Origin of the sequence: Pseudarthrobacter phenanthrenivorans (assembly GCF_036455295.1) — a bacterium.
GTDB classification, from domain to species: domain Bacteria; phylum Actinomycetota; class Actinomycetes; order Actinomycetales; family Micrococcaceae; genus Arthrobacter; species Arthrobacter phenanthrenivorans_C.
This window is the reverse complement of record NZ_JAYXNX010000003.1, coordinates 233,858-245,949: the sequence shown is the minus strand read 5'-3', so window position 1 is coordinate 245,949 and position 12,092 is coordinate 233,858. Positions and strand designations below refer to the sequence as shown.

Annotated in this window: 11 protein-coding genes and 1 riboswitch; of the genes, 3 read left to right on the top strand and 8 right to left on the bottom strand. The window is 67.5% G+C overall.

Features of this window, described 5'->3' with window-relative positions; genetic code table 11:
• Positions 1–6 precede the first annotated feature (6 nt).
• From VXJ37_RS05350 to glyA, 6 genes are all read right to left on the bottom strand, one after another.
• Positions 7–570 carry a hypothetical protein gene (locus VXJ37_RS05350; protein ID WP_331322034.1) on the bottom strand — a complete coding sequence of 188 codons (564 nt, stop codon included), beginning with the start codon at positions 568–570 and terminating at the stop codon, positions 7–9.
• A 74-nt stretch (positions 571–644) separates the two neighbouring features.
• On the bottom strand, positions 645–962 hold the full coding sequence (locus VXJ37_RS05345) for an SHOCT domain-containing protein (RefSeq protein ID WP_331322033.1): 318 nt from the start codon (positions 960–962) through the stop codon (positions 645–647).
• 150 nt (positions 963–1,112) lie between these two features.
• Complete coding sequence (locus VXJ37_RS05340) at positions 1,113–1,778, bottom strand: response regulator transcription factor (protein ID WP_331322032.1); 666 nt, start codon at positions 1,776–1,778, stop codon at positions 1,113–1,115.
• Positions 1,775–2,911, bottom strand: a complete 1,137-nt coding sequence (locus VXJ37_RS05335) for a sensor histidine kinase (RefSeq protein ID WP_331322031.1) — start codon at positions 2,909–2,911, stop codon at positions 1,775–1,777. Before VXJ37_RS05335 ends, VXJ37_RS05340 begins: the two co-directional genes overlap by 4 nt.
• 187 nt (positions 2,912–3,098) lie before the next feature.
• Positions 3,099–4,001, bottom strand: coding sequence for a bifunctional methylenetetrahydrofolate dehydrogenase/methenyltetrahydrofolate cyclohydrolase (locus VXJ37_RS05330; RefSeq protein WP_331322030.1), 903 nt, complete (start codon positions 3,999–4,001; stop codon positions 3,099–3,101).
• 3 nt (positions 4,002–4,004) lie between these two features.
• On the bottom strand, positions 4,005–5,303 hold the full coding sequence (gene glyA / locus VXJ37_RS05325; protein WP_331322029.1) for a serine hydroxymethyltransferase: 1,299 nt from the start codon (positions 5,301–5,303) through the stop codon (positions 4,005–4,007).
• A gap of 147 nt (positions 5,304–5,450) precedes the next feature.
• Positions 5,451–5,536: riboswitch (ZMP/ZTP riboswitch) on the bottom strand.
• 43 nt (positions 5,537–5,579) lie between these two features.
• Here glyA and purU point away from each other — a divergent pair.
• Entirely contained in the window at positions 5,580–6,440 is an 861-nt protein-coding gene (purU, locus tag VXJ37_RS05320; RefSeq protein ID WP_331322028.1) for a formyltetrahydrofolate deformylase, read from the top strand.
• A 72-nt stretch (positions 6,441–6,512) separates the two neighbouring features.
• On the top strand, positions 6,513–7,031 hold the full coding sequence (locus VXJ37_RS05315; RefSeq protein ID WP_331322027.1) for a gamma carbonic anhydrase family protein: 519 nt from the start codon (positions 6,513–6,515) through the stop codon (positions 7,029–7,031).
• Positions 7,032–7,043: 12 nt separating this feature from the next.
• Here the strand turns inward: VXJ37_RS05315 and VXJ37_RS05310 are convergent, their stop codons facing one another.
• The gene (locus VXJ37_RS05310; protein ID WP_331322026.1) at positions 7,044–8,780 is read right to left on the bottom strand and encodes a flavin monoamine oxidase family protein; all 1,737 of its coding nucleotides are present in this window, start codon (positions 8,778–8,780) and stop codon (positions 7,044–7,046) included.
• Entirely contained in the window at positions 8,777–10,204 is a 1,428-nt protein-coding gene (locus VXJ37_RS05305; RefSeq protein ID WP_331322150.1) for an amino acid permease, read from the bottom strand. Before VXJ37_RS05305 ends, VXJ37_RS05310 begins: the two co-directional genes overlap by 4 nt.
• A 283-nt stretch (positions 10,205–10,487) precedes the next feature.
• Here VXJ37_RS05305 and VXJ37_RS05300 point away from each other — a divergent pair, with 283 nt between their 5' ends.
• Positions 10,488–12,086 (top strand): PucR family transcriptional regulator, encoded by a 1,599-nt coding sequence (locus tag VXJ37_RS05300; RefSeq protein WP_331322025.1) that lies wholly within the window; start codon positions 10,488–10,490, stop codon positions 12,084–12,086.
• The last annotated feature ends 6 nt before the right edge of the window (positions 12,087–12,092 follow it).

Below are 12,092 nucleotides of genomic sequence, written 5' to 3'. Positions count from 1 at the left end.
TCCACTCTAGTCGATGATGGTTCCGGTCACCGGCTCGCCGCTGCCGCCGGAAGACTTGATCATGTCCCTGGCGTTGGTGGCAGTGATCTCGATAGTCTCCAGGGCGCGGTTGATGGTGTCCTGGTTGGCGGCGGCGCCCTTGGCGCGCTCCTCCTCCACCACGCGGACCTGCACCTGGACAATCTTGAAGGAGTGGTCCAGCTTCAGGTCCCGCACTTCGTCAGCTTCGCGGCGCTCGTAGATGACGCGTGTGCCGCCCTGGTCTGCAGCTGTATGGGCCGGCGCGCGTCCGGTGGCCGTGTGGAAGGCACTCTGCGCCTCTGAGAGCTTCGCCCCTGCCTTCTTGGCGGCCCGCTGGATGCTGAAGACCACAAACGCTGCCAGCCCCAGCCAGAAAGCGGCAATGACGGCGACAACCCAGCCCACGACGTCGTTCTGGTTGGCGGCGAAGATGACCGCCACGATGAAGGCAGTCACCAGGACCATCAGGCCGGGCCCGCTAATCCGGAACATCGAAAAGCCGCCCCTGGCGGGTTTGGAGGATGACGAAGAGCTGCCCAAAGTTCGCATGGAGCTATTGTCTCAAACGGTAGACCGTGCTCCCGCCGCCTTCCACCCCGGGCGAACAGTGCGGGAGCGACGGGTCACTTTTGGCGTCGGTCTCCGCTGCGCAGGACCTCCAGCCGCTGCCTGAACTCTGTCTCGTCGACCTCGCCCCGGGCATAGCGTTCGCGCAGCACTCCTTCGGCCCCCTGGCCGGCTGCCCAGTGCTGGTTCCGGCGCCAGGTCCTGCGGGCCACAAAGATAAACAGCGCGATCACCAGGATCCAGAAGAGCGGGAACAACAGGAACCAGGGGGAAAAGGCACCGTGCCAGGGTCCGTAGACGACTGTGTCGGCCGGCACCCGCGCAGCCGCGGACAGGGCCGCGGTGGACAGTGTGGTGGTCAGTGAAGGCAACATTTTCGTTCTCCAGACTTTCTCAACGGGCCGGGGACCCGGCCTTGTATCGAGTCTGGTTGCCGGCGCCTGCGGGCGCGTCCGGCGGCGGGAGTCACCTGCACCGGGCCGCTTACTCCCCAGGGAGTGCGCCGGCTGCACCCGGTGCCGGGGTCAGCCGGCCCAGCCGGGCCTGACGAGGCCGGATTCGTAGGCCAGGACCACCAGTTGCGCCCTGTCCCTGACCATCAGCTTCGCCATGATCCGGGATACATGCGTCTTTGCCGTGAGCGGAGTGATGAACAGCCGGTCCGCTATTTCGGCGTTGTTCAGCCCCTCCCCCACAAGCTGCAGGACTTCCCGTTCCCTGTCGGTGATGCGGTCCAGCGCCACGGGCGGTTCGGCGGCGCGGGAGTGGCGTGCCAGCTGGGCCATGATCCGCCGGGTCACCGACGGCGACAGCAGCGCATCGCCGTCATGCACGATGCGGACTGCGCGCAGGAGCTCGGCCGGTTCGGTGTCCTTGACCAGGAAACCGGCGGCGCCGGCCCGCACGGCCTCGGCGATGTATTCGTCCAGCTCGAAGGTGGTGAGGATGACCACCCGGGTACCGGACAGCGAGGGATCCGAGAGGATCTGGCGCGTTGCCTCCAAGCCGTCACCGTCCGGCATGCGGATATCCATCAGGACCACGTCGGGGTGGTATTGGCGGGCGAGCCGCACCGCTTCGCGACCCGTCCCGCATTCCGCCACCACCTTCATGTCGGCTTCGGCGTCCAGCAGCGCCCGGAAGCCCGCGCGGATGAGGTTCTGGTCATCGGCCAGCAGGATGCTGATCATCCTGGCTCCTGCCCTGCACGGGCGGGCAGCGGGAGGACCGCGCGGACCCGCCAGCCCGTGCCGGACGGTGCTGGCCCGAGCCCAAGCCTGCCGCCCAAAGCTGCCACCCGCTCCCTCATGCCGGTGATGCCGTTACCTTCGGGCAGTGTGCCGGCCCCGGCGCCGTCGTCGTCAATGGTCACCAGCAGCTCCCCTTTCGCAGCGTGGATGGAAACCTGGGCCGTCCGCGCCCCGGAATGCCGGACCACATTGGTCAGCGCCTCCTGGATGATCCGGTACGCCGTTTCCTGCACTGCAGCGGGAACGTGTTCCGTACCCGGGTCGGCCTGAAGCCGGACCTCGAGCCCGGCGCGCCGCGCGTTGTCAACGAGTTCCGGGACGCGGCCCAGGCTGGGCCGGGTGGTGGGGGTCAACGGCGCATCTTCCCGGAGCACGCCCAACAACTGCCGGACCTCGGCCAGAGATTCCCTGCTCGCGGCCCTGATGGTCTCCAGGGCGGGCCGGAACTGCGCCGGATCCTTCTCACCCAGGTGCAATGCAACCGAGGCCCGGACATTGATCAGGGACAGCGAATGGGCCACCACGTCATGGATGTCCCGGGCCAGGGCAAGGCGGTATTCGTCGCGGGCAGCCTGCTCCGCCGCGGCCTCCTGGCGGCGCCGTTCGGCCAGCCGTTCGCCGCGGAACCGCGCCCCTTCGCCGATCAGGACCAGGATGGCCAGCCACGAGGAACCGGCAAATGCGCGGACGAACGCCGCTTCGTCGCCGCTGCGTGCCGCGGCCAGAAACAGCGCCAGGATTCCTGCCGCCGCCCCCAACCATGCCGCAGCGCGCTTTCCGGCCGCCGCCGTCAGGATCAGGGCCAGCGCGAAGGACAGGACCACCGGACCCCAGGCGTAGCCCAGGGCAAGGTACGCTGCGGTGGAAAAGGCTGCGACGGGCAGCATCACCAGCGGCGCGCGCCGGCGAAAGGCCAGGGCTGCGGGACCCAGCAGCAGAAGTGCCAGTGCCAGCGGATCCAGCGGCACGTGGCCGGGCTGCCGTGAGGACGCGAACGCCGACCCTGCCACCTGGATCACGGCGACCACCACCACGATGACGGCGGTGGGCGGTCCCCTGAAACGGCGCTGCATGGTCCGAGCCTATTCCCGCGGACCGCGAAAGTCGTCAGGTGGGCGGCGTAGCGCCCGTACTCCTCCTGGAGTAGGTGCACGGGGCCGCCCGGGCGGGCCTGCCGGCAGTGTGCTTAAACGGCCGACGGCGGCACGGGGCCTTCCGTGCGGAGGGTACCGTGCCGCCGTCGTGCGTTTGGGGGCGGTCCTACTCCCCGATGCCTGCTGCGCGTTCGGCCGCTTCGACCACGTTGGTCATCAGCAGCGCCACCGTCATGGGGCCCACGCCGCCCGGGTTCGGCGAGATCCAGCCGGCCACCTCGGCGGCCGCAGGATCGATGTCGCCGTAGACGCGGCTCTTGCCCGTCTCCGGATCGGTTTCACGGGTCACTCCGACATCCAGCAGTGCTGCGCCCGGCTTGACGTCGGCGGCCTTGACGATGTGCTTCACACCCGCCGCGCCCACGATCACGTCCGCCTGCCGGAGCAGCTCGGACAGGTTCCTGGTCCCGGTGTGGGTCAAGGTCACGGTGGCGTTGACATCCCGCCGCGTGAGCAGCAGCCCGATGGAACGGCCGATGGTCACGCCGCGTCCGACCACCACAACGTGCTTGCCGGCGAGGCTGTAGCCGTTGCGCTCGAGGAGTTCGATGACTCCCCGGGGAGTGCAGGGCAGCGGCGTGGTGATCTTGTTGTTGACGTTCAGCACCAGCCGGCCCAGGTTGGTGGGGTGCAGGCCGTCGGCGTCCTTGGCGGGGTCGATCCGCTCCAGGATGGCGTCCGTGTCCAGATGCTTGGGAAGCGGCAGCTGGACGATGTAGCCGTGGCAGGCGGGGTCCGCATTGAGTTCGTCAATGAGGGCCTCCACCTGTTCCTGGGTGGCGTCGGCCGGCAGCTCGCGCTGGATGGAGTTCATCCCGATCTGCACTGACTGCTTGTGCTTCATGGAGACGTACAGCTGCGAGGCGGGGTCGGCGCCCACCAGCACAGTGGCGATGCCGGGAGTGACGCCCTTGGCCTTGAGTGCGGCCACGCGTTCGGTCAGCTCGGCCTTGATGGCAGCGGCGGTGGCCTTGCCGTCGAGGATCTGTGCGGTTGTGGTTTCAGTCATTGGTTACCACTGCTCGTGCTGCGGGTAGAGCGGGAAGTCTGCTGCCAGCTTGTCCACGCGGGCCTGCAGTGCTTCGACGTCGGCGCTGTTGCCTGCCTTGAGGGCGGTGGCGATGATCTCGGCAACCTCGGTGAACTCGGTGGCGCCGAAGCCGCGGGTGGCCAGGGCGGGAGTACCAATGCGCAGGCCGGAGGTGACCATCGGCGGGCGGGGGTCGAACGGGACGGCGTTGCGGTTGACGGTGATGCCCACGGAGTGCAGGAGGTCCTCGGCCTGCTGGCCGTCCAGCTGCGAGTTGCGGAGGTCGACGAGGACCAGGTGGACGTCCGTGCCGCCGGTGAGGACGGAGACGCCGGCCTCGGCTACGTCCGCCTGGTTCAGGCTGTCGGCGATGATCTTTGCACCCTCAAGGACGCGTTCCTGGCGCTCCTTGAATTCCTGGGTGCCGGCGATCTTGAAGGCCACGGCCTTGGCGGCGATGACGTGCATCAGCGGGCCGCCCTGCTGGCCGGGGAAGACGTTGGAGTTCAGCTTCTTGCCGTACTGTTCCTTGGCCAGGATGACACCGGAACGGGGGCCTGCCAGGGTCTTGTGCACGGTGGAGGTGACGACGTCGGAGTGCGGCACCGGGCTCGGGTGCAGTCCGGCGGCAACCAGGCCGGCGAAGTGCGCCATGTCGGTCCACAGCAGTGCGCCCACTTCATCGGCGATGGAGCGGAAGGCCTCGAAGTCCAGGTGGCGGGGGTAGGCGGACCAGCCGGCGATGATCACCTGGGGCTTTTCCTTGATGGCCTGCTCGCGGAGCTTGTCCATGTCCACCCGGAAGGTGTCTTCCTCCACCTGGTAGGCGGCAACTTCGTAGAGCTTGCCGGAGAAGTTCAGCTTCATGCCGTGGGTGAGGTGGCCGCCGTGGGCCAGGGACAGGCCCAGGATCTTGTCGCCGGGGGTGATCATGGCGGAAAGCGCTGCGGCGTTGGCCTGGGCACCGGAGTGCGGCTGGACGTTGGCGAACTCGGCACCGAACAGTGCCTTGACCCGGTCGATGGCCAGCTGCTCTGCGACGTCGACGTATTCGCAACCGCCGTAGTAGCGGCGGCCCGGGTAGCCCTCGGCGTACTTGTTGGTGAGGACGGAGCCCTGGGCCTCCATCACGGCGCGCGGCGCGAAGTTTTCGGAGGCAATCATTTCCAGGGTGCCGCGCTGGCGGCCAAGCTCCTGCTCGAGGACTTTGGCGATTTCGGGGTCGAGCTCGGCCAGCGGCTGGTTGCTGACGGCTGTAGTTGAGGTGGCTGTAGTAGTCACGAAGAACTCCTGGCTAGGGATACGGGCACTGCTTAGGTCAGGCTACCGGCTGGCGCGCTTTCCTACCGTGTTGATGACAGGGTATGGAAGCACGGCATGGCACTGCTGCGCTGACGCGGGGTGCAGCCCCAATTCCGGCAAGACATGACCCTCGGCCCAGGCGTACGATCCGTGGTCTTCGTGATTGCCGCTCCCTGGTGGTTAGCCACCCAACGCCAGTTGCGACCGTTCCAGCCTACCAAAAGCGGGGCCTGCGGCGCGGGTAGGCTATTACGCGTGAATGAACAGCTGCTGAACCAAGCGTACGTCGTAACCCTGTCCTGCCCGGACCGTCCCGGAATTGTCCACGCCGTGGCCGGAGCACTGCTGGTGGCAGGCTGCAACATCACCGATTCGCAGCAGTACGGCAGCCCCACAACGGGGAACTTCTTCATGCGGGTGGAGGTCACCACGGCTGCTCCCAAGTCCGGGCTGCGCGCCGCGCTTGAGCCGGTGGCGGAAGCCTTCTCCATGCAGTGGAGCCTTAATACTGTAGGCGATAAGGTGCGTACCCTGGTGATGGCCAGCACGTCGGCGCACTGCCTTAACGATCTGCTCTTCCAGCAGCGCTCGGGCACGCTTCCCATCGAGATTCCCGCCATTGTGTCCAACCACCGGGACCTGGCCGGGCTCGCCGAGTTCTACGGCATCCCGTTCCACCACATCCCCGTCACCAAGGACACCAAGAGCCAGGCGGAGGACAAGCTGCGCGCCCTGATTGCCGAGCACGATATCGAGTTGACCGTCCTGGCCCGTTACATGCAGATCCTCTCGGACGAACTCTGCACCGACCTGACCGGCAAGGCCATCAACATCCACCACTCGTTCCTGCCGTCCTTCAAGGGCGCCAAGCCGTACCACCAGGCACATGCCCGCGGCGTGAAGCTGATCGGTGCCACCGCCCACTACGTCACCGCTGCCCTGGACGAGGGGCCCATCATCGAGCAGGAAGTCATCCGGGTGGACCACGCCCGCACTGCCGAGCAGTTTGTCCAGATGGGCCGCGACGTGGAAGGCCGCACCCTGGTCCAGGCCGTGCAGTGGCATGCCGAGCACCGCGTGCTGCTGGACGGCAACCGCACCGTGGTCTTCAACTAGGGTCCTCCCCGGTGCCGGCAGTCGCAATCCACACGGATGCCGGCGCCGCCAGGGGTGGCTTAGGGTGAAGCCATGGCTCCTCTTTACCCTTTCGCCGGCAACTCCCCGGCTGTCCATGAATCAGCGTTCGTGGCACCGTCAGCCTCGATCATCGGCAACGCCACTTTGGGCCCGGACTCCAGCGCCTTCTACGGCGTCTCAGTCCGGGCCGACACCGCGGCCATCACCGTGGGCGCGGGCAGCAACCTGCAGGACAACGTGGTGCTGCACGCCGACCCCGGCTTCCCCTGCACGGTGGGCGAACGCGTCAGTGTGGGGCACGCAGCCGTCGTGCACGGCTGCACGGTGGAGGACGACTGCCTGATCGGGATGGGCGCCACCGTCCTCAACGGCGCAGTGATCGGCGCCGGCTCGCTGGTGGCGGCCGGCGCCGTCGTTCTCGAAGGAACGGTGGTTCCGCCCCGGTCACTGGTGGCGGGGGTACCCGCCAAAGTTCGCCGCGAACTCACCGATGAGGAGTTCGACGGCGTGCGCGCCAATGCGGTGCGCTACGTGGAGCTCGCGGCGAAACACCACGAGCTCCACGCCTAGCGTTGCCCGGACCTAGTCCAGGCTGATCGGCCCGAACTCGTCCAGCAGGTCGCCCGGGCCCGGGTTCCCGGCCGCGGATGACCCGCCCAGGTGCTTCACCACGCCCCACACCGCGTTCAACCCCGTGGTCACCGCACCCTCGGCCCATCCCGCCGTGAAGGAGACGTCGTCCCCGGCAAGGAAGATGCCGCGCTGCGTTTCCGGCAGTTTGTCCTGCTTGAAGTGCGTGAACAGCCGCTGCTGGTAGCGGTAGTGCCCGGGCAGGTTGGCTTTGAAGGCGCCCATGAAGTTGGGATCCGCTTCCCAGGACACGGTGATGGGCTGGCCAACGATGTGCCCGGCGATGTCCACGCCCGGGTAGATCTGCTCAAGCGAGTGCAGCATCAGTTCCACGCGTTCGTCCGCGTCCAGGGCCAGCCACTTCAGCGCGTCGTCGTTCCAGGTGTAGGACAGCAGGATCACGGCGGGCTGGTCCGGGCCGTTGTCCAGCAGGTAGGTGGCGCGGTTCAGCCTGTCCGTCAAGGTCATGGACAGGACCTCGTTGCCCGTTTCGGGGTCGATGTCCTTCCAGAACGGCCGGTCCACCATCACGAACGTCTTGGAGGACTGCATGTAGTGTGATTTCTCCATGGCAGTCCACAGCTCGGCGGGGAACAGTGCCTCCTCGGTGTGGATGCGGGTGGACAGCAGCCACGACTGGCAGGTGGTCACCACGGCCGGGTAGCTGGCCTCGCGGCCCCAGCGTTCACGGACCCGCAGGTTGCCGTCCGGGTCCCGGCTGATCCTGCCGACGGCGCCGCGGGGCGAGCCGGAGTGCAGGGAGGACAGGGAGGTTCCGGCGGGCCAGTGCACCAGGTCCGACGGCGCGTGCTGCCAGAGTGCCTCGGGCAGCCGCTGCGCTCCCCCGCGGATGAGCCGGTGCTGGTCGTCCGCGTCCGTATAGACCACGCGGAGGATCTCCAGGATGGAGTTGGGGAAGTCGGTGTCCCAGCCGCCGGTGCCGAACCCCACCTGACCGAAGGCCTCACGGTGCGCGAACCCCGCCTTTTTGAAGGACTCGCTGGCCGCGATGAAGCCGTAGAAGGTCTGCTCGTCCATGAGCGGGAGCAGTTCGTTCCACAGTTCCTTGATGCGCGCCATATCCCGTGCCTTGATGGCATCCTGCATCTCCGCGAACTTGGCGCCGTCATTCACCGCGGCCTTCCAGGCATCCGCCACCTCGCGGAAGAACGGCGGCAGGTCGCTGGACTTCTTCGCGTAGTACTTCTTACCGGCCAGCTCGATCACGGTGCTGGAGGTGGCTTCCGCCAAGGGGTTGGGGAAGTCCTGGGTCTCCAGGCCCAGCAGGTCCACGTAGTGGTAGAACGCCTTGCCCGAGACCGGGAACCGCATTCCGCCCAGGTCCGCCACCACGCCGGGCGCTGCGGGGAAGGCTGCCGTGCGGAGGCGGCCGCCGATCTGGTCGGCCTCGTAAACCACCGGCCGGAGCCCGAGTTTCATCAGCTCGTAGGCAGTGACCAGGCCGGAGAGCCCGGCGCCGATCACGGCCACTTCCGTGCCGTACAGTTCCGGCGGGACCGAGCCCAGGCCCTCCGGGTGGGCCAGGTAGTGGTCGTAGCTGAACGGGAAGTCGGGGTTCAGCATGGTGATGGGGGCTGCCTGCCCGCCGGTGCCGCGTCCGGCTGCGTCCGCGGGCGGCGTGGAGGTGCTGGAGGGGTCGAACGCGGGCAGTTCGGTGGCGATGGTCATCGTTGTTCTGCTTTCACAGGTTCCTGGCGTGGTGCCATGGCAGTCAGTTCACGGTAGTCGGGCTCGCTCAGCGCCGCTACCTTGGAGTTCCGGCGTCCGTAGCCGAAGTAGATGGCGATACCCACGAGCATCCAGGCCCCGAAGACAGCCCAGGTATCAGCGCCGAGGTTGGCCATCAGGTAGGCGCACATGAGGGTGCCCAGCACGGGCGTGATGGGGTACAGCGGCACCCGGAAGCTGCGCGTCAGGTCGGGTCGGTTGCGGCGCAGGTAGATGACGGCGATGTTGACCAGGGCGAACGCGAACAGGGTCCCAATGCTGGTGGCGTCGGCCAGGGCGCCGAGCGGCACCAGGCCCGCGGTGAGGGCGACGGCGGTGCCCACAATCAGGGTGCCGGCGGCCGGGGTGCCGGTCCGGGGAGAAATGCGTCCGAAGACCTTGGGCACCAGGCCGTCCCGGGACATCGACAGGAGGATGCGGGTCTGGCCGTAGAGGACGGTGAGTACGATGCTGGCAATTGCCAGGACGGCACCGGCGGAGAAGACCAGGGCAATCCACGGCTGGCCGGTGAGCTCGTCAAGGATCTGGACCAGTGCGGCCTCGGTGCCGTCGAACCAGCCCCATGGGCGGGCACCGATCGCAGCCACAGCGACCAGGACGTAGATGCTGGTGACGATCACCATCGACAGCAGGATGGCACGCGGTAGGTCGCGTTTGGGATTCCGGGCCTCTTCGCCTGCGGTGGAGGCGGCATCGAACCCGATGTAGGAAAAGAACACCCGCGATGCCGCGGCTGATACGCCGGCGGCACCCATGGGCATCAGCGGCTCGAAGTTGCCGGCATTGAAGGCGGTGAAGGCAACGGCGCAGAAGAACAGCAGGATGCCGACCTTGATGATCACGATGGACGTGTTGATCCAGGCGCTTTCGCGGGCGCCGCGGACCAGCAGGACCATGGCCAGCACCACGATGGCCACCGCCGGGATGTTCACCACCCCGCCGTCACCGGGCGGCTGGGACATGGCATCGGGCAGCACCTGTCCGAAGGCGGCCAGCGCCTCGTTGACGTACTGGCCGGCCCCCACGGCCACCGCGGCGACGGAAACCGCGTATTCAAGGACCAGGCACCAGCCGCAAATCCATGCCATCCCTTCGCCCATGGTGGCGTAGGAGTAGGAGTAGCTCGAACCCGCTACCGGGACGAGCGCGGCCATTTCCGCGTACGACACCGCCGACAGCAGTGCGGCCAGGCCGGCAATGACGAAGGAGATCCAGATGGCAGGGCCGGCGAGTGGAACCGACTCGCCAAGGATCACCAGAATGCCTGTCCCGAGTGTGGCGCCCACGCTGATCATGGTCAGGTGGAGGACGCCGAAGCTGCGCACCAGTCCGCCGCCCTCGCCGCTGCCGGCTTCGCTGGCCATCTGGCTGATTGGTTTACGCCGCAGCAGCTGCGCCCCGAGGCCGGGGCGTGGGCCCCCGGACGGGCTCGCTGCCGGGTCAGTCGTTGTTGACTCGGTGGTTGTTTCGGTGGTCACAGGCACAGTCACCGTTGACGTCCCTTCAGAGTAGTTGGCGGTTTCCCCTCACCAAGGTTGGCATGTGAGCCAACTCTCAGGCTGGTGCAAAATGACTTATAGTCAATCAGCATGAGACTTTATGCACATAATTGGCCGGCCGTTTCAGCGGGGCCCCGGGGGCTGCGCAATGTCGTTTGAAGCCGCCGGCAGGCTGAGCTTCGTCACCCTCCAGCAGTTCCTGGACCAACTGCCTCCGGTCCTGAAGATGCTCCACGACGGTGGCAGCGGCGGCCGGCTGCTGCGCTGGGTGGAGCCCAGCGAACTGGAGGACCCCACCCCCTACCTTCCGGAAGGCGAGTTCCTGCTCACCGCCGGCCTCCCGTTCCTTGGCGACGGCGGTTCCCCCGCCCGCGTGGACGCGTACGTACGGCGCCTGGTACAGGCCAAGGTTGCTGCGCTTGGCTTCGGCATCAGGCCCTACTTCGACGCCGTTCCAGGCGTGGTGCAGGACGCCTGCCGCCGGCACAACCTCACCCTGTTCGAGGTGCCGGAGTCGCTTCCGTTCGCTGCCATCGGCCTTGAATTCTCCCAGTTGCTGGAGACTGACAACGCAAGGGTTTTCCGCCAGCTGGCCGGGACCAACCGGCAGCTTATGCGGGCCGTCCTTTCCCCCAGGCCGGAGCATGAACTGCTGGCGGCGTTGGTCCAGCGCGTGCCGGTCTGGGCGGTGATGGTGGGAGCGGACGGCCGGATCCGGGCCCGGGGTGCCAGCGCCGGCGGCAGCACCGCCGTCGAACTTTCCCTCCTGGAGCCCATGCTGGAACGGCTGATGACCGGGCGCGGCCCGCGCGTGGAAATGGACGGTTTCGACCAGCCGGGTTCTGCGCTGGTTGTAGGCCACCCGCTGCGCAGCACCAAGGACGCGAACCTTGGCGCCCTGATCCTGGGCTCCGACGTTCCACTGAGCCCGGCACAGAACAACGTGGTCCAGACCGCCGTGGGCCTGCTCGAACTGCTGCTGCGGCAGCGCACCAGCGGGTCATTGGCCCCCAGCCAGCTTGCCACCGCAGTCCTGCTGCACCCCGAAAGCCTCCACACCGGCGGGACGAGACATCTCAACGGACTCAAGGACCTGCTGGCACAAAGCCTGTCATCCACGCGCTCCGCGCCCATGCGGGTGGTTCAGGGCATCAACGTGGAAGCTCCCGGCTGGCCCGCCGGCGACAGCCCTGTCCGTGAACTGCTCCAGTGGCGCCGCCTGTTCGACTCCAAGCTGGTGGAGATGACGGACTACGGATTCGCCGCCGTGACCCGGCTGAAGGTGGATGACGCACTGCTCGCCGACGTGGAGAAGCTCGGGTGGCGCCTGGTGGTCAGCGAACCAACCGAGCTCACCGCCCTTCCGGCCGCCTACCAGCGCGCCACCTCGCTGCGCGGCCAGGTCCAGAGAAGTGGCCGCAGCATCCGCGCGGACGAGGTGTCCTGGTCCGTGACCGGACTGCTGGGCCGGGAGGCCGGGAACCTCCTGGCCGCTCGGCTGCTGGGCCCGGTCCTGGCGCTGGAACCGGAGCGGCGTGACCCGCTGCTGGCTGTCCTCCGCGGGTGGCTCGGCGAGAACGGCAGCTGGGATGGCTCCGCCAAAACGCTGGGTCTGCACCGGAACAGCGTGCGGCGCCAGATCGGTGTGCTCGGCGAGCTGCTGGGCATGGACCTGAACCGGGCACAGGTGCGGGCGGAGCTGTGGATTGCGCTGCAGTACGTGGAGGACGTGGTTGCCGCCGGCTAGGGCCCG